The following is an 18,711-nucleotide window of genomic DNA, read 5'->3' as shown; positions in this document are numbered from 1 at the left end:
CGACGCATCGCCGGCTTTGACCACGGATGAGGGGCGAGTGTTGGCCGATAAGCTGGGGCACTCACCTTCCGCATCAGAAGCAAAGGAAAGTGCTGTCCGTTCTTCGGCCCAGCAATTGGCGTGGCTAGCTTTGGTTGACATTCTGGCGTTCTTTGCAATTTTATTGATCGGTTTTGCCTATGTTTGGCGACGCGGCGATTTGGATTGGGTTCGGGCAGTCACACAAGAACCCGTTGCGCAACCTCAGCGGGTACCCCCGTCGGGCACGGTGGAGCGCGAATCGGTATTGTTGGCATGAATTTTCATTTTTGCTAATCCGCAATCCAGGCATAACGCCCTGCGGTAAATTGGTAGGCTGAGATGCGTGGACAATCGTTCCTTGACCGTCTGAAGCAGCAGTTTGGCGACGGCAAAATCATCGGTGGCAATCAGGAGGCGCTCGATCCTTGGATCGAAGTTTCACCGCCTGCGCTTGTTGAAGTATGCACCTATTTGCGCGATGAGCCGACTTTGCGTTTTGACATGCTGCAATTAATTTCGGGAGTCGACTATTTCGAGCCCGACCCAAAGAAGGCGGCCAAAGTTTCGGGGCAACCGCACATGGAGTTGGTGTATCACCTGTGGAGCGTCCCGAATCGGGTCAGCTTAGTGTTGAAGGTGATGTTGCCGCGATGGAAGAACGACGTACCGGGCGAGCTTCCGGTAGTTTCCACGGTGAGCCATATTTGGCGCACCGCCGATTGGCACGAACGGGAAGTTTTCGACTTAAGTGGAGTGCGGTTTGTAGGGCATCCGGGTCTGCGAAGAATTTTGTGCCCCGAGGATTGGGTCGGGCATCCGCTGCGGAAAGATTACGAAATGCCCTTAGAGTATCACGGCATTCGGGGAAAGTAGGCCTGTGAAATGAGCATTGCCGCCGACGATCAACGCATCATCGAATTCGACGTGCGCACCGACGAAATGTTGGTGAACATGGGGCCGCAACACCCCAGTACCCATGGTGTGCTCCGGCTGGTGCTGCGCACGGACGGAGAAATTGTTTCCGAGGTCACGCCGCACATCGGATATTTGCACCGCTGTGCCGAAAAAATTGGCGAGAATCTGACCCCCCGGCAATGGATTCCCTATACCGACCGAATGGATTACCTGGCCGGAATGAACATGAATTTGGGTTGGGCACTGACGGTCGAAAAGTTGCTCAAGTATGACATGCCTGCCAAAGGTAAGCACTTGCGAGTGATCATTACCGAATTGGGGCGCATCGCCAGCCATTTAGTCGGCATGGGCGCCTACGGGCTCGACTTAGGCACGTTCAGCCCCTTTTTGTATGCTTTCCGGGAACGGGAAAAAATTCTCGATTTGTTTGAAGAAGCTTGTGGCGCGCGGCTGACCTACAGCTATATCACCGTGGGCGGTGCCACCGCCGATTTGCCGCCCGGCTGGCTGCAGCGGTGCGAAAAGTTTTTGGACGAGCTGGAGCCCATAATTGCGGAATATCATGCCTTACTGACCACCAACGCGATTTTCGTGCGGCGGACTGCAGGAATTGGCGTCATGTCGGCGGAGACGGCGATCAGTTATGGTTGCACTGGGCCAGTGTTGCGCGGCAGCGGAGTCGATCAAGATTTACGCCGCGACGGCGAAGAACGTTTCACCGAAATGTACGACGGGTACGCCTTCGAAATCATTGTGCAGAAAGATGGGCATTATCCGCAGGACCATGCTTACCCGCGCGTGCCGCAGCAGGCAATTTTGGGAGATTGTTGGCATCGGTTTTATGTGCGCATGCTGGAAGTTGTGCAATCGATGGACTTGGTGCGGCAGGGAATCGATCGGTATAGCCGCGCCACAGGCTCGTGGGGCGAGCCGGTAAAATTGGCTGAAAAGCTACCCAAAGGGGAAGCGTATTTAGAAACCGAATGTCCCCGTGGTCAAATGGGCTTTTACATTGTCAGCGAAGGGGGCTCAATTCCTTGGCGTGTTCGAGCCCGAAGCAGCTCGTTTTGCAATCTCTCGGTCACGCACGAGTTGTGCCAAGGCTGCCTGATTGCCGACGTACCGGCGATTGTGGGTTCGCTAGACGTTGTGATGGGAGAAATTGATCGCTAGGCAATAGATGCATTTCCTGCCGATAAGAAAAGGAACGGCCAATCCCGAGCATGCGGGATTGGCCATTTTCGTTTCTCAACTGGCTTTGGGCTGTGGCCCGCCCCAAAATTGGGTGCTGATGATTTCGACCACCACGGTGCCGCCAGAAACTGCGTCTGACACAGCCACGCCAATGGCGTACTTTTCGTTGGTTACGGTTTGCACGTTCTGATTTTCGAGCTTGGCGGTGCTGGAATTGTAAACCGCGCCTACCAAATCGCCTCGCGTGATGGTTCCGCTGGCGGTGAAGCGATGTCGGCCCCGCGTGTGAACTCGAATTTGCGGCGATGCGGGTCCGCCAGATTGGCTGTTGATGACGGCTTCGGCGGCCACGCCGCAAAAACTGTCGTGCACTGCCTGTTGATCGACATTCGCGGTCGTGGAATGTGTAATGTTGTCTGCGACGGAGGCAGCCGTGCTATGCGAGGTCGACTCGAAAACAAGCAGGTCGCCAATAAAAAAGTTAAAGCCGACGTTATTGGCCCACATCATGACGGGGACGGTTTCTCCGCTGTGGTAAAAATTCGGATTGTTGCTGCTCATTCTGATTTTCTCCTGTGAAAAAAGTGGATCGACCTCGGCCATAGTACGATACATATGTACACTATACAAGATGCGTTTTGGGCCACGGTTGCCTGGTTTCGGCCGACGGCAATTGGTTGCTTTGAGTCGTCCGCGATTGTGCGGCAGAACAGCTCCGAGAGCAGGAAAAGACGGTCTCAATTTTTGATTTCCTAAATTTCCCGAGAGTTTTTAGGGGCTTGTCGAGATAGGGGACTTTGTGCCATATTTCACGATCTTAAAGGCTCATCCTCGGTGTATGTGGGGCGAGCCCGCTCTCTGTAGGCGGTTGCCGCGACGGGTCCGCCTTTTCGGACTTTTGCCAGTTAGGACGTGTCACCGGCGGTGGCTGATTTTTTCATTCATCACTGGGGTTGGTGGTCTTGGCTGAGCTATTTGCTCGCCGGGTTCATTCAATGCAATTTGCTCCTGTTGGTGCCGTTTATTGGCGCCATGTTCTTTGTATGGGTGGAGCGAAAGGTTTCTGCGCGAATTCAGGACCGCTTGGGACCGACGCGCACCGGTGGAAAGTTTGGTTGGCTCCAACTGCTGGCGGACGGCTTAAAGCTCATCACCAAAGAAGATTTAATGCCCGGCGAGGCCGACCGGCTGCTCTTCAAGCTGGCGCCTTACGTGAGCTTTGTCTTTTCGTACGCAACGCTGATGGCGCTCCCCTTTGCCGACGGCTGGGTAGCGCTACGGATGAATGTGGGTGTATTTTTCGTCATTGCCGTGCTGGGGTTGGAAGTGTTCGGTGTTATTTTGGCCGGCTATGCCTCCGCCTCGAAATGGTCGCTATTTGGCGCCATGCGCGAAGCCGCCCAAGTGGTGAGCTACGAGGTACCGCTGGGACTGTGTATTGTTACGCCATGCTTAATTGCCGGCTCGCTGGACTTGATTACGATTGCGCAAAAACAGCAAGGCTGGTTTACGAACTGGTACATTTTTCACGATCCGTTCACGTTCATCATTTTTTGGGTGTATTTCACCTGTGCGACGGCCAGCGTCAATCGGGCACCCTTCGATTTGGCCGAAGCGGAAAGCGAACTGGTGGCCGGCTTTCACACGGAATATTCCGGCTTCCGCTGGCTGGCGTTTTACATGGCCGAGTACGGTTCGATGTTTACCGTCGCCGGATTGGGTGCGATTCTGTTTTTCGGCGGCTGGAATGGTCCGATTCCGGTTACGCATTTGCTAGGTTGGGCGTACACGGCAGATGAATCACACTGGCGCACCCTGGGATACATTGCCAATTTACTAGGTTGCATGAATTTCATTGGAAAATGCATTTTCTGGGTGACGGTGATGATTTGGGTGCGCTGGACGTTGCCTCGGCTGCGAATTGATCAGGTGATGAAAACCTGCTTGAAATACTGCACGCCAATTGCCGCGGCGATGTTTGTGGGGGTGGCCGTCTGGCGGTACGAATTCCCGGGCGGGCTATGGGTGAAACAATCGGCGGCATCGGCTGAAGTTCGAGAGGGTGCGTTTATGGATGCCACAAAGAAGGAAGCCGGAACGATCAATCAGCCATCGGCGCAGAAACTTATAGAGAAAATTGCAAGCGAAGAAGTGCAATGAATTGGCACACGATCTATTTTCTTTTGTTCTCGTTAGCGGCTTGTGGCTTTGCGCTGGCTGTGGTGTTTTCCAGCAACATTGTGCGAATGGCGTTTTACTTGGTGCTGTCGTTAGGCGCGACGGCGGGTTTATTCTTTTTGGCCGGCGCCGATTTCATTGGGGCTATGCAACTATTGATTTATGTGGGAGGAACGCTGGTGTTATTGGTTTTCGGCGTGATGCTGACCGCTCAAAGCCCTTTCATCTCTATGAAAACCCACAGCGGTGATTGGATTTTAGCAGCCATTGTGGGCGGTTCACTGTTTGCCGTATTGGTGCAAGCCGCATTTAGCATATCGCAATGGCAAGCCGGCTCATCGAGCAACGACCCGGCAATCGTTGCCGCGCCAACCACAACAACCGTCGGCGAAGGGCTGTTAGGGCTGCGAGTCGATGCCTTGTCAAAAGCTTCAACGCTACAGCAGACTGGCGTATTGTCCGGCTATTTGTTGCCGTTTGAAATTGTGTCGGTGCATTTGCTGGTGGTGTTAATCGGAGCAGCATATTTGGCACGCGCCAAACGACGCAAATTGGTGCAGATGGCGGAAACTTAAAAGCTTAGCGCGAACGGCAGGCGGAGGCACTTTATGAATTTACTCGCAGAACCCATTGGCGTTTCGCATTATCTGGTGGTAGGCGCCGTGCTATTTGTTTGCGGCGCGGTCTGCATGGCAACCAAACGCAATGCTCTGGGCGTGCTGATGGGCATTGAATTGGTGCTCAACGGCGCAAATCTCAATTTCATTGCCTTTGGCAGCCGAGTGCTGCACGCCGACGGTCAGGCATCGATTGGCTTGGACGGGCAATTGATTGCCCTGTTTGTGATTGTTCTAGCTGCGGCAGAAGCAGCTGTGGCGTTAGCCATTACTTTGAATTTTTATAACAACCATTCGACGGTGGATGTGGATCGGGCGGATGAACTGAAGGGATGAATTCGGAAGAACAGATTTCACCGACGCAGCAGAGCACATGAATTTATCGAACGCATTGCCGACACTTCTAGGAATAGCCTGGCTATTGCCGCTGGCGTCATTTGTGCTGATTGTGTTTTTCGGCAAGCACATGGGCTCCCATGGCAAAGGGGCGGCGTATGTGGCTTGCGGAGCGATCATCACCGCATTTGTGCTGTCAGCGATTGCCCTCTTCGGCTGGCTCGGGGAACATCCACTGTCGGCGAAACAGCACAACGCTGCTACTGAACGAGGCGAGCTGGCGAAGTCGTCTGCGGAAGGCGTTGCGCCCACGGAGGAGCCCGCCGCACCCCCGGCATATTACAGTGGCGATTGGTACTCACTGGTCGAAGTCGGCAAACTGAAAATCACGATCGGCTGGTATATCGACGCCTTAACCGTGGCCATGTTTTGCATGGTGACGCTCATTGCCTCTTGCATTCACGTTTATGCCACAGGTTACATGCACGACGAGTTGCACGATGTGACCGATCACGAAGTGCATTTGTCCGACGGCCATCATTTGGTACGGCCGGGCCGCTTTCATCAGTTTTTCCAATATCTGTCGCTGTTCTGCTTCAGCATGCTGGGCCTGGTGATCTCTGGCAATTTGGCGATGACCTTTGTCTTCTGGGAATTGGTCGGCATCTGCTCGTATTTCTTAATCGGTTTTTATTTTGAGCGCAAAAGTGCGTCGACTGCCGCTAACAAAGCTTTCATTGTGAATCGGGTGGGTGATTTTGGCTTTATCATTGGCTTGATGGCATTATTCGGCGCCGTGGGAACGTTCGCATATGGAGATACCAAAGATGCGGATGGCAAATTGCTGGCGCGGGGCCTTTTTAGTGAAATGCGCTCGCCAGAAAACGCTTACAGATTGACGCCGCCCGATGGCATGGTGAAATCGGCGGCTTCGGAAAAAGTGGGAGAAATCGTACAAGACCATCGGCAAATGGGAGGCGATGTCGCAGCTCAATCGGAAATTACCTCCGAGATGCGCGACTGGCGCAGCGATGGCTGGGGATATGGTTTGCTGGTCGTCGCAGGGCTGGGCATTTTCTGTGGCTGTGTGGGAAAAAGTGCGCAGTTTCCGTTGCAGGTATGGTTGCCTGATGCGATGGAAGGCCCTACGCCTGTTTCGGCACTGGTCCACTCGGCAACGATGGTGGCCGCCGGCGTGTACTTAGTCGGCCGTTGCTTTCCTTTGTTCACGCAAGAGGTGTTGCTGGTTATTGCTTATGTGGGTTGCATTACGCTGTTTATTGCGGCGACGATTGCTATTGTGGCAGTCGACATCAAGCGGGTCCTGGCCTATTCGACGGTTAGTCAGTTGGGTTACATGATGCTGTCGCTTGGCGTGGGCGGATGGATTGCAGGATTGTTCCACCTATTCACGCACGCCTTTTTCAAAAGCCTGCTGTTTATGTGTTCCGGTTCCGTCATTCACGCCTGCCACACGAACGATATGCGGAAAATGGGCGGCCTGCTTAAAAAGATGCCTTACACCGGCTACACGATGCTGGTCGGCTGTTTGGCCATTATCGGTACGGGAATTCCATTTGTGGCTGGCTTTAGTGGTTACTATTCGAAAGATTCGATTATTGCCCAAGCACTGTCATTCACGAACCACAATCCGGTGCATCGAGTTTTGTTTATTGCCGCAGCAGGAGGCGCTTCGATGACGGCATTTTACATGTTCCGTTTGTGGTACATGACATTCATCGGCAAACCGAAAGATCATCAGGTATATGAGCATGCTCACGAATCACCAAAAGTAATGTGGATTCCGCTGGTCATTTTGGCGGTGTTTGCCTTTGGCATTGGTTGGCCCATGTGGGGGCTGACAAATCTCCTGGAGCAGGCGCGGCCGGCGGGCACGTTGGAGACGGTCAAAGGCGCGGTCATTTGGCCCAGCCTAGAGCATCCCAGTGAAGAATTAAGTCATACCGACATGGCCATTCACGTGCCGGCTTCAATCATTGCTTTTTCCACGGCGCTGGCCGGCTTTTTACTAGCCACCGTGTTTTATGCCTGGCGATTACTGAATCCGGAAGAGGTGCGGCAGCAGTTCAGTCGGCTGTACCAATTTTTGTGGCATAAATGGTACTTCGACGAATTGTACAACGTCATTTTTGTGCAGCCAGTTTTGTTTGTCTCGCGGCGGGTTTCTGATTTCGACAAGAAAGTTATCGATCGATTTATTGACGGATGCGCATTGGCAGTTCGCGGCATTTCGACCATTGACGATGCGATCGATCGTTGGTTTGTCGACGGACTGGTAAATTGGGTGGCAAGTGCCATACATTCGACGGGATTATCCTTGCGGCGTGTGCAAACGGGTCGCCTCCGGCAATACGTGATGTTAATTATCGTGGGAACGGTGGCACTTTTTATTTTGATTACCTTTTTCCGGAGCTCTTGGGCGGGGTAAGACCAGCCGCATGGCTGCGATGACTCCGTAAGCGGATGTTCTATGAACGGTCCATATATTTTGCCATTGAGTTTAATCACATTTCTGCCGGCGCTGGGTGCGCTGGTAATTGCTTTTTTCCCGGGGAATACCAAGGCAGCCATCCGTTGGTTGACGCTGTTGGTTACCGTTGTCGTGTTCTTGCTGACCGCTTGGTTGGCGATTCCGCGACCGGAAGGGGCCGATACGGCGCAGTTTAATCTGGGCGTATCGGCAATGCAGGATGTGTTTTCGGTGCCGTGGATCAAATCGTTCAATATTTACTATTTGATGGGGACGGACGGCATTAGTTTTCCGCTCGTCGTACTCACTTCGTTCGTGTGTATGTTGGCGATGGGAGCAAGCTGGAATATCGACAAGCACGTAAAGGCGTATTGTATTTTGTTCTTGCTGCTGGAAACCGGAATGATCGGTGTTTTTTTGGCGCTCGATTTCTTCCTGTTCTACGTGTTCTGGGAAGTGATGCTGCTGCCCATGTACTTTTTGATTGGCGTCTGGGGAGGGCCGCGGAAAGAATATGCGGCGATTAAATTCTTCCTGTATACGTTGATGGGCAGCGTATTGATGTTGATCGCCATTTTAATTTTGTACTTCAACAGTGATTTGAAGCTATTGAGCGGCAAGCAACTGCTCGATGCCGGCGTGATCGATCAGCATTTGGCAGCCGAACAACAAAACAGCGCCATTGCCACCATCAAGTTTGCTACGGAACCGCAGCACACGTTCAATATTATGGCATTGCAAGCCATGGGGCAGATGCCGAACTCGCCGTTCAGCCGTGATGCCGATCGGATATTGGGTCAGACGCTGCAATGGTGGGCGTTTTTGCTGCTGTTCATTGGTTTTGCAATTAAAGTGCCAGCCGTGCCATTGCACACCTGGTTGCCCGACGCACACGTTGAGGCGCCTACGCCAATCTCCATGATTCTGGCCGGCATTTTGCTAAAAATGGGTGGGTACGGAATTATCCGAATCTGTTATCCCATTTGCCCTGATGCTGGTTACGATTTGTCATGGTTGGTCTGTGGAATCGGCGTGCTGAGTATGGTGTATGGCGCGTTTGCAGCGATGGCACAGAAAGATTTTAAGCGACTCGTGGCTTATAGCTCTATTAGCCACATGGGCTACGTCGTGTTGGGCTTGGGTGTTTGGAGCGCCACAGCCAGATGGAATTACGATTCAAGCTATTGGGCCTGGGGCATCAATGGCGCGATGTTCCAAATGATTGCCCACGGCATTAGTTCCGCCGGCATGTTCTTTTTGGTCGGGGTGGTGTACGACCGGGTGCACCATCGCAATTTGGATGAGTTTGGCGGATTATTTCATCGAATGCCGTTATACACGGGCTTGGCCATTGGCATTTTCTTCGCAGCTTTGGGATTGCCGGGGCTGTGTGGCTTTATTGGCGAAGTGCTGGTCACGTTGTCGGTGTGGAATTTCAGCCACGCGGTGGCGGTGATTTCGGCAGCCACCGTGATTCTCACGGCCGGATATATTTTGTGGACCATTCAGCGTGTGTACCTGGGACCGGAATACAAAGGTCCAAATGGAGATCATCTGCATCCAATCACCGCGCGAGAACTTGCCATTGCCGTGCCGCTATTGTCATTAGCGATTTTGTTTGGCGTGTATCCGCGAGCCTTGTTTAATTACATGACTCCGACGATTGACAACCAGGCGCAAACGCTGGCGACGTGGACCAAAGAAGTTAAGGATTCTCCGGCGGCGAACACCGCAGCTTTACCGCACCAAGACATCCCGTATGCAAAGGTGATGGGTGTGGCTGAAATCAAGCATTAACCTCCGCAGCCTGTTAGAAAACAGTGAATTTTTCGCAATTAATCAGTTCGTTGATGAGCAACACGACCGGCAGCCTGGCGCTGTTCCGGCCGGAGCTGGCATTGTGCGCCACGATCGTGATCATGTTGTTGCTGCGGGTCTTCCGCGGTCTGGAAAAGATCGACTCATTTTGGATTGCACTTGTTGGAGCGGCCGTAGGATTGTGGTTTTCCGCGCCATGGAGTCAGTTAGACTCCGTGTCGACTCTGAACCGGACAGAATTATTCACGGGAATGCTGGTGTACGATTCGTTCGCAGTTTATTTCCGTTCGATTCTGCTATTGTTTGCCGTGTTGTTTGTAATCTTCACCAAACTTTCGGGAATTCCCGATCGTGAAGACGCTCCCGATTTTTATACGCTGGTATTGGGGGCCACGGTTGGCATGTGCCTGATGGCGACTGCGAACCATTTGGTGATTATCTTCCTAGGTGTGGAAATGGCCAGCGTGCCATCGTATGCGTTAGCAGGGATGCTCAAAGGCAGGCCACGCAGCAGTGAAGCGGCATTGAAGTATTCTGTCTACGGCGCCGGCGCCGCTGGAGTCATGCTGTACGGCATTAGCCTGCTGGCAGGCGTGCTGGGCAGCTGTCATTTGCCAACCATGGCTCAGCGATTGGCCGAATTAATATCGCAAGGACACTTGACCGATCAAGGACTCGTGCTGGGGCTGGGCGGGTTGATGCTTGGCGTGGGGCTGGCATTTAAATTGTCGGCTTTTCCCTTTCATTTTTGGTGCCCTGACGTATTTGAAGGCGCGGCGGCTGAAGTAAATGCCTTTTTAAGTGTGGCCTCTAAAGCTGCGGCATTGGCGCTTTTGATACGCGTGACCGTAGGCTTTACAACATTGCCATTCCAATCGCCTTCCAAGCAAATCTTGCAGGGAGGCGCCGCTGCGATTCAAAGTGTTGAGCATCCTGTGGCTATCAAGTCCGCGGATTATTCGAATTTGTCAAAAACGGCGGTTCGTGTCGCAGCCATGGCGTCCGAACCGGCGGCAGGCAAAGATCCACTGGCTCCAGTGCGGAGTTTTATTGTCCTCTTGGTCGCGCTGATTGCAGCAGTAACGTGCACCTTTGGCAATTTGGCTGCGTATGGTCAAACCAATCTCAAGCGACTAATGGCATATTCCACAATTGCCCATGCCGGGTATGTCATGATGCCGGTGGCGGCAGCGGTGGCACTATCGGGAACAAGCAGCGTGGCCGCTGAGGCCGCCTATTCTGCCGTGCCGTTTTACGTGGGGCTGTATTTGTTCATGAATTTGGGAGCGTTTGCCATCGTGGCGTTTTTGAGGAATGCCACCGGCAGCGAAGAGATTGACGATTTTGGCGGCTTGGTGCGGCTGTCGCCGGGAATTGTGGTGTGCCTGGCGGTAATTCTGTTCAGCCTGGTAGGTTTACCCCCCTTGGCCGGATTTGCCGCCAAATATGTCGCCTTTGCTTCCGTGGTGCGAGCGGTGCAAGTGCCGGGTTTCCGTTCGGTTATGTTAACGTTGTTGGTGATCGGCGGTTTGAATACTGCCCTAAGTCTATTTTATTATCTCCGGGTCATTAAAACGATGGCAATTGATCCGGAGCCCGCCAATCGGCCGGCGCGAGGATTTTCTCTGGTGTCGCTGCCAGGTGCATATGTCGTGCTGGTCACTCTGCCAGTGCTAATTTTGGGAATTTTTTGGGATCAGTTTTACACATGGTTGTACTCTGGCGCGAGCAGCTTGATGTAATGCGCCGGTCTTTCTCAGCAGAGCAACTCGTGGCGGCAAAAGAGAACAGGAATTTGAATGACGCCACCTGAGCCCAATGCGATTCTCAATCGCTTGCTGGTGACTATTTATCGATCTCTGCCGATGTATTTGGCCGATGCCGTGCCATGGATGCACCCTGGCGACGAGAAAGCCAAACATGCGCTCAATCATATTGTGGCAGATTGCCACCTGTATGCCGGCAAAGTTGCCGAGTTACTGCTTTCACGAAGACGGCGTTTCAGTTTTGGCGAATATCCGATGGTTTTTACGGATACGCACGATTTATCCCTCGATTACTTGATCAACGAGCTCATTTATTACCAAAAGCAAGATGTGGCCGCGATTGCACAATGCATGGCTGATTTGAATTCGGATCCGGCAGCCCATGCTTTGGCTGAAGAGGCGCTGGGCAATGCACGTGGGCACCTGGAATCGTTGGAGGAACTTATTCGCCAGCCGGTTCCTGCCGCGTGAGTGAAGTTCAATAGTTCGCATGGTTGGTGACCACAACGTGTCGAGAATAAGTTGCTTTTAGCGGTGTGCCATCGATGTCTTTGGTCGATACCCATGCCCATTTGGATCAGGAAGAGTTTGACGCCGATCGGGCGGCGGTGATCGAACGGGCAAGTGCTTCAGGAATCGAACGAATGATTGCCATCGGCGTGACAGCAGATTCTAGCGCTGCAGTTGTTCGTTTGGCAGCGGACTACTCAACGGTATATGCTGCCGTGGGAATCCAGCCCAATTATTGTGCCCAAGCAAAATCTGATGATTGGGAGCGAATTGTCCGGTTGGCGGCCATGCCAAAAGTAGTGGCCATCGGCGAAACTGGGTTGGACCGCCATTGGGATTATAGCCCGTTCGACTTACAACAAGATTTTTTTGATCGCCATTTGCGATTGGCACAAGAACGAAAGCTTGCCTTTGTGGTTCATACCCGGGAAAGTGAATCTGACGTACTGGCGATGCTAAGAGCAGCTCGGGGGCGGGACAGCCTATTAGGAGTTATGCATTCGTTTACAGGGAATGCTGCGACGGCAGAAGAATGCATCGAATTGGGGCTTTACATTAGTTTTGCGGGGATGGTGACATTTAAAAAAGCGGCGGATTTGCGAGCCGTCGCAGCCAGCGTTCCTGCCGAGCGAATCCTGGTGGAGACGGATTGCCCGTACTTATCACCACATCCCTTTCGTGGCAAACGGAATGAACCGGCGAATCTGGTTCATACAGTTCAAGTGTTGGCCGACCTGCGGGGCGTTAGCGTTGAGAAATTCGCCGAGCAGACTTCGCAGAACGCAAAGAGGCTATTTGGAATTTCGTGATATCGACATAGGTTCACGCAAAATCGTCGTAGTTGAAACCAACCTGCCTGCATGACTTGCGTAGTTTGTAATTTGTCGTCTAGCCTCTTGTTGGATTTGGAGCAGCATGGTACAAAGCGCGCGACGCGGGTTACAGGTTGCCGGATGTTGGCGGCATTCCGGTAACTAATCATTTAGGAGATCGCCACTACCCATGAACGAGCAGAACGCAAGTTCGCACCAGGTCTTGGCTGACGAAGGAATGCACGTCGGCGAGACTGAGGAACCTCCTGGTCTGGAACAGACACAAAATCGAGGCCATCGGAATCCGGTCTGGAGTCAGATCCCAGAACATCTTTGGCAAGATTGGCAATGGCAACGGCAGCATTCCATTCGCACAACAGCCCAATTGGCCGAATTAATGCCGCTTGAGGCGGAGGAAATTGCTGCCCTGGAGCAGCTGGAAAATAAGTACCGGATGGCTATTCCGCCATATTATTTTTCACTGATCAACACGTCCGATCCACTCGACCCCATTCGGCTGCAATCGGTTCCATCATCATTAGAAGTGCAAAATATTTCCGGCGTGGAGCTGGATGATCCCCTAGAGGAAGATCAAGACTCCCCTGTGCCGGGCGTTACCCATCGGTACCCTGATCGAGCGCTTCTAATTACCACGCCCATTTGCAGCATGTACTGTCGATTCTGCACGCGCAAACGTGTCACCCTAGATCGCGATGGTTGGGACTCTCCAAGCCACAGTGAAGAGCAGATGGTCCATTATGTCCGGACTACGCCTGCCATTCGTGATGTAATTCTCTCTGGCGGCGATCCATTAACGCTGCCGATCACTAAGCTTCGTTGGTTTGTGAACCAGTTGGCTGCCATCGAGCATGTCGATGTCATTCGCATTGGCACTCGCGTGCCCGTTACGCTACCGCAACGATTGTTCGATCAGGAATTGATTGATTTTCTGGCGGATGCCAAAAAAATCTGGATTCAAACGCACTTCAACCACCCCAGAGAAATCACCGCGGAATCAGCCCGCGCTTGCCTGGCGTTAACGAGCGCCGGCATGCCAGTAAATAACCATTCCGTGCTGCTAAAAGGAGTGAATGATTCGTTGGAAACAATGCACCGATTGGTCCGCGGACTTCTGCGAATAAAAGTCCGACCATATTATTTATTTCATTGCGATCCCGTGACTGGCGCGGGGCATTTTCGCACGTCGGCGTGGAAAGGCATTGAGATTATCGAAGGTCTGCGAGGTCATGTTTCTGGGCTGGCGGTCCCCACTTATGTAATCGATGGACTGCACGGTGCGGGAAAAATTCCAATGATGCCCAACTACCTTCTTTCGGCATCTGAACATGCCATTGTTTTGCGAAATCACGAAGGCATGATTTTCCGATACGAGCCGGAAGATAAATTGAATGGTTGTCAAACGACGGGTGGGTATGGTGTCAGCGAGGTACTTAGCAATCGCGGTCTTCCACTTGTGCCGCCGAATACGCCGCGACATGCGCGGCGACGGAAACCGCACAATGGCCGCCGTGCTCGATAGTTATTGCGGAGTTTGAATGTGAAAATTGCCTTGACCTATACGCCTCGGATATCGTGCATCGGAAGTACGGACAAAATCAACGCCCAGGTGACGGTCGAAAATTCAAATGGGTCGACAAGCGAATTAGCTGATGATGCCGAGGAGGAATTCGATTCGCCAGAAACAATCGATGCAATTTCCAATGCGATTGCTTCTTGCGGATTTGATGTGGAGCAATGGGGCGACGGCCCATTGCTTATGCGTCGTTTGCTTGATTCGGAACATCCTGACTTGATATTCAACCTGGCCGAAGGACGGGGCATACATCGGTCGCGGGAAGCATGGGCTCCCGCATTATTTGAGATGTTTGGCATTCCGTATACCGGTTCCGATCCGCTAACATTGTCGGCGACTCTCGATAAAGATTGCGCCAGGCGGTTGGTGCGCGAGGCGGGAGTGTCTGTGCCGGTCGGGATGCTTGTTAATGGGTCGCCACAAGAATTCTGTGCACAACTGGCCGCGCTGCCATTTCCCGTAATCGTTAAGCCGGCGTTTGAGGGTTCCAGCAAGGGGTTAGGTAATCACAGTGTTATCGAGGATTATAGCCATCTCGACGATGCAATCACTCGGTGTAGTGCTTGCTATCGTCAGCCGGTCTTGGTGGAGGAATTCATTGACGGCGATGAACTCACGGTGGGTATATTGGGCAATAATCCTCCGACAATTGTGGGTGTCATGCGCGTCTCGCCCGTGAAAAATCAAGGCCGTTTTGTCTACGGATTGGATGTCAAGCGTGATTGGCGCCGGCGCGTGCATTACGAAATCCCAGTTCCGCTGAGCGAAGTCGACCTAGCGGCTGTATGTAATTCCGCGCGCACGGCATTCCGTGCACTAGGCTGTCGCGATGTGGCGAGACTGGACTACCGCTTTAAAGATGGCATACCCTATTTTCTAGAGGCCAATCCGCTTCCGGGTTTGACCCCTGAATCGAGCGATTTGGTTTTGCTAGCCGAGGGCATGGGAATCGATTATCGAGAGTTGATTGAAAGGATTGTCAATGCGGCCTTGCAAAGGTATCAATTGCACACTGCCATCTAAGCTTCGCCTTTGTAAAATCATTGTGCGGATTGCCGACGCTATTCATTGGCCAGAGTTAGTCGAAATTGACACTGAATTGTGACTCGCTCGTTACATGCTGTTTTGCTCTACAACACTCCGCTGCTCCGGAGTGAAGATCCAAATTCTGCTTCTGAAGCAGGAGTATTAGAATCGGTCGCAGCTCTTAGAGCAGCATTTCGCGCCTCCGGACATCAGGTTAGCGATGTCGCGGTCAACATTTCATTAGCGGCAGTGGTTGAAGAATTGGAAGAGATACGGCCAGACGTGGTTGTTAACCTGTGCGAGAGCTTTGCTGGCAATTCAATTGGTGAATCGCATATTGCGGCCGTGCTTGAACTATTGGGTGTGGCATATACGGGCTGTTCACCCGAATGTTTGGCAGTATCTCAAGATAAGCCAAGGGCCAAGCGTTTGCTCTTGGGTGCAGGATTGCCGACGCCGGAGTTTGTCGAGGTCGCGCGCAGCGAAATTCCACCTGAGCAACTGAAAAAGTGGTTGAATGGATCGCCGCTGATAGTAAAGCCGGCAACAGAAGATGCTAGCCTTGGCATTGGAAGCGAGAGCGTTGTTACGGAATGGCGTGCGCTCTTGCGTCAAATTACTAGGGTCCACAACCTGCATGGCAATGCTTTGGTCGAGCGTTTTATTCCAGGTCGGGAGTTCAACGTTGGAATCATTGAAATTCCTGAATTGCAGTTGCTCCCAATTGGAGAGATTGACTTCCATCAGAAGGCTTTGCCGCATCTTTGTATTGTAACATACGACGCCAAGTGGGTGCGAAATTCACAGGACGATTTGTCGACGCCGGTTTGCTGCCCGGCGAACATTGGGCCGGCGTTAGCACGAAAATTGGAAGAGATCGCAGTCAAAGCATATCGACTCGTTGGTTGCCGGGACTACGCTCGAATTGATTTCCGCGTCGATGACCAAGGGCAGATCTACGTTCTTGAGGTAAATGCCAACCCAGATATTGGCCCTGAGGCTGGCCTCGCCCGAATGCTGCACGGAGCCGGCATCCCGTACTATCAATTTGGAACGCGTTTACTGAACACCGCAGTGACACGAAGAAAAATCTTGAACAGCACGCGAAAGCTGGTAGCAAAAGTTTCCACAGCTCCCAATAGTTCGCAAGCAAAAATTCGATCAGAAGCTCATATACGCGATTTTCGCTCAGAAGATCGTCAAACGCTTGTCGAAATTGTCTATGCCAGCGGCGTTTTCCGCGCTGACGAAATTCGAGTCGCGGACGAAGTCCTTGGCACAGCGCTGCACGAGGGTGCCACGGGAGATTACCATGTCCTGGTGGCAGAATCGCATGGTCATACCATCGGTTGGTCATGCCACGGACGAGTTCCCTTGACGGATGCCACCTTTGATTTGTATTGGATTGCTGTCGCACCAAATTTCCAGAAGCAGGGGATCGGCAAACAGTTGATTGCCCGAGTGGAATCCCGTATCCAAGCTGCGGGCGGCCGCTGGTTGCTTGCCGAAACATCCTCGACAGCGGCGTATCAATCCACGCGATTGTTCTACCGAAGTTGTGGTTTTCACACACTGAGCGAAATTGATGATTTTTACCGACTTGGTGACGGCAAAATCACGTTTGGAAAACGAATTGCTTAGCGACGCAGGACGAAATACTAGGTAGATGCTCTTTCAGGCAAGGTGGTGAAAGCAATCCTGGCATGCAGGTGAACCAAGACTATTTAAGCTTCGGATGCGGTCGATTGCTAAAACCTGCTGAGGTGGCGCATAAAGATTGTCTAGGTTTTCCAGAGCATTTTTAGTTGAGCAAACGCCTTGACTATTCTCGCCCGATTACCTAGAGTCCTCAGCCGCAATTTAGGACCTAGCGGCACGAACGGTTACCAATCATCGGAAAAATTCTAGTTCTGCCGTTTCAGCAAAAGGAAGCCCCATGCGGCAAACTACTCGGAATCAATTATGGATCGTCGGCATTGGCATCGTGGCGTTCTTCGCGAATCTGGGTGCGACGCGGCTTTGGGATCAAGATGAGGCGTTTTTCGCTCGTACGGCCGTGGAAATGCGGCAGCGAAATGAATGGATCGTACCGTATTTCAACGGCGAATTGTTCGCCCACAAGCCTCCGATTATGTTCTGGATGATGCGGATTGGTTTTCTATTGTTTGGAGTAAACGAATTTGCCGCACGATTTTGGCCTGCTGTTTTTGGAATTGGCACGGCACTTTTGGTTTACAGGCTTGGACAGCGGATGTTCAATTCGCAGGTTGGCTTATGGGCCGGTTTGGCGATAACCACTGCCGTAATGTTTGACGTGGTTGCCCGCGCTGCAACGCCGGATAGTTTTTTAGTGTTCTTCTCGGCATTGGCATTGTACATTTTTGCGCGACGAGAAAATTGGGAGAGTATTGCTAACCAACCAGCAGCGACCGCCAACCTTACTCCATTGCCGTGGTCAACTTGCGCTGCGATGTACTGTGCGATGGGATTAGCAGTGCTTGTAAAGGGGCCGATCGGCTTACTTTTGCCTGGAGCGACGATTGGGTGCTATTTGTTAATGCGCGATCCACGGGAACGTAGCAGTGGAACTACGCGTGCAGATGGCATTTTTCCGTTTTTTTGGCGTCTTTCGCCTGCGCGTATTTTATATGTATTTTGGTGCATGAGGCCATTTACTGCCTTGGCCGCAATCGGTGTTGTTGCCGGACCATGGTTTGCTCTGGTTGGGTGGCGCACTGGCGGCGATTTTCTGCGAGAATTCTTCGGTGTACAGAATTATGGTCGGTTTATGGGGGCGATGGACGGTCATAGTGGCGGATTTTGGTATTACCTGCCCATCATTTTGGTCGGATTTTTTCCCTGGTCGATCTTTGCAATTCCCACCTTGCTCGATATGGCCCAGCGTTGCCGGGGCAGAGAAAGATGGTCGCGGGGAAGCAAATTCTTGGCTTGCTGGATTGTGGTGTATGTTGGATTTTTCTCTCTAGCGGCAACGAAATTGCCGAATTACGTGTTGCCTGCATATCCGGCGCTGGCGTTGGCGACAGCTTGCCTAATTGACCGCTGGCTCACGCGGCCGAATTCGATTCATGTTTGGTGGCCAAGGCTGTCGTTTGGTTCGCTAGCATTGGTTGGAGGGCTAGTAGCGGTTGCGATGCCATTGTTTGCATTTGGAACATTTCGGGGCCATTCATTATTGGATCAGTTTGGCATTTCAACCGAATTGACAAACGAGATCGCAGCAATTGGCTGGTTAGGTGGAATTCTTCTCATCGCCGGCATTTCTGGCATTTTATTCGCAGCACGAGGCCAACAACACGCTGCGATGATTGGCTTGGCCGCTGCCGCGCTCACACTGTGCACGGCCCTGTTCGCTGTGCTTGCTGTTAAACTTGATCGACATCAACCCTCTCCGACGGTGGCTGAAGTTATT

At 52.4% G+C, this 18,711-nt stretch carries 16 protein-coding genes; 15 read left to right on the top strand and 1 reads right to left on the bottom strand.

The genetic code is table 11. From position 1 onward, the window contains the following. The 3 genes from VFE46_11360 to VFE46_11350 form a co-directional block, all read left to right on the top strand. Window positions 1–298: NADH-quinone oxidoreductase subunit A (locus tag VFE46_11360; GenBank protein HZZ28590.1), on the top strand; the 298-nt coding region annotated here is incomplete at its 5' end. Between the two features lie 62 nt (window positions 299–360). Continuing rightward, complete coding sequence (locus VFE46_11355; GenBank protein HZZ28589.1) at window positions 361–894, top strand: NADH-quinone oxidoreductase subunit C; 534 nt, start codon at window positions 361–363, stop codon at window positions 892–894. A gap of 9 nt (window positions 895–903) precedes the next feature. Next, window positions 904–2,109, top strand: a complete 1,206-nt coding sequence (locus VFE46_11350; protein ID HZZ28588.1) for an NADH-quinone oxidoreductase subunit D — start codon at window positions 904–906, stop codon at window positions 2,107–2,109. Between the two features lie 75 nt (window positions 2,110–2,184). On the opposite strand, the gene VFE46_11345 is transcribed toward VFE46_11350, so the two are convergent. Then, entirely contained in the window at window positions 2,185–2,691 is a 507-nt protein-coding gene (locus tag VFE46_11345) for a hypothetical protein (GenBank protein ID HZZ28587.1), read from the bottom strand. A gap of 363 nt (window positions 2,692–3,054) precedes the next feature. Between VFE46_11345 and nuoH the strand changes: the two genes are divergently transcribed. From nuoH to VFE46_11285, 12 genes are all read left to right on the top strand, one after another. Continuing rightward, window positions 3,055–4,290, top strand: a complete 1,236-nt coding sequence (nuoH, locus tag VFE46_11340; protein ID HZZ28586.1) for an NADH-quinone oxidoreductase subunit NuoH — start codon at window positions 3,055–3,057, stop codon at window positions 4,288–4,290. Next, window positions 4,287–4,883, top strand: coding sequence for an NADH-quinone oxidoreductase subunit J (locus VFE46_11335; protein HZZ28585.1), 597 nt, complete (start codon window positions 4,287–4,289; stop codon window positions 4,881–4,883). Before nuoH ends, VFE46_11335 begins: the two co-directional genes overlap by 4 nt. Window positions 4,884–4,916: 33 nt before the next feature. Next, window positions 4,917–5,261 (top strand): NADH-quinone oxidoreductase subunit NuoK, encoded by a 345-nt coding sequence (nuoK, locus tag VFE46_11330; protein ID HZZ28584.1) that lies wholly within the window; start codon window positions 4,917–4,919, stop codon window positions 5,259–5,261. Window positions 5,262–5,298: 37 nt separating this feature from the next. Further along, window positions 5,299–7,710, top strand: a complete 2,412-nt coding sequence (gene nuoL, locus VFE46_11325; GenBank protein HZZ28583.1) for an NADH-quinone oxidoreductase subunit L — start codon at window positions 5,299–5,301, stop codon at window positions 7,708–7,710. 42 nt (window positions 7,711–7,752) lie between these two features. Continuing rightward, window positions 7,753–9,549 (top strand): NADH-quinone oxidoreductase subunit M, encoded by a 1,797-nt coding sequence (locus VFE46_11320; GenBank protein ID HZZ28582.1) that lies wholly within the window; start codon window positions 7,753–7,755, stop codon window positions 9,547–9,549. 53 nt (window positions 9,550–9,602) lie between these two features. After that, on the top strand, window positions 9,603–11,312 hold the full coding sequence (locus VFE46_11315; protein HZZ28581.1) for an NADH-quinone oxidoreductase subunit N: 1,710 nt from the start codon (window positions 9,603–9,605) through the stop codon (window positions 11,310–11,312). A gap of 57 nt (window positions 11,313–11,369) precedes the next feature. Next, on the top strand, window positions 11,370–11,807 hold the full coding sequence (locus tag VFE46_11310; protein HZZ28580.1) for a hypothetical protein: 438 nt from the start codon (window positions 11,370–11,372) through the stop codon (window positions 11,805–11,807). Between the two features lie 74 nt (window positions 11,808–11,881). Then, complete coding sequence (locus VFE46_11305; GenBank protein ID HZZ28579.1) at window positions 11,882–12,655, top strand: TatD family hydrolase; 774 nt, start codon at window positions 11,882–11,884, stop codon at window positions 12,653–12,655. 193 nt (window positions 12,656–12,848) lie between these two features. Continuing rightward, the gene (locus VFE46_11300; protein ID HZZ28578.1) at window positions 12,849–14,198 is read left to right on the top strand and encodes a KamA family radical SAM protein; all 1,350 of its coding nucleotides are present in this window, start codon (window positions 12,849–12,851) and stop codon (window positions 14,196–14,198) included. Between the two features lie 18 nt (window positions 14,199–14,216). After that, window positions 14,217–15,275 carry a hypothetical protein gene (locus tag VFE46_11295; GenBank protein ID HZZ28577.1) on the top strand — a complete coding sequence of 353 codons (1,059 nt, stop codon included), beginning with the start codon at window positions 14,217–14,219 and terminating at the stop codon, window positions 15,273–15,275. Between the two features lie 78 nt (window positions 15,276–15,353). Next, window positions 15,354–16,919: a GNAT family N-acetyltransferase gene (locus VFE46_11290; GenBank protein ID HZZ28576.1), complete on the top strand. Its 1,566-nt coding sequence runs from the start codon at window positions 15,354–15,356 to the stop codon at window positions 16,917–16,919. A gap of 295 nt (window positions 16,920–17,214) precedes the next feature. Further along, window positions 17,215–18,711: glycosyltransferase family 39 protein (locus VFE46_11285; protein HZZ28575.1), on the top strand; the 1,497-nt coding region annotated here is incomplete at its 3' end.

The sequence above is a fragment of the Pirellulales bacterium genome, from assembly GCA_035656635.1.
In the GTDB taxonomy this organism is placed as follows: Bacteria; Planctomycetota; Planctomycetia; order Pirellulales; family JADZDJ01; genus DATJYL01.
This window is presented reverse-complemented; position numbering and strand designations above follow the sequence as displayed.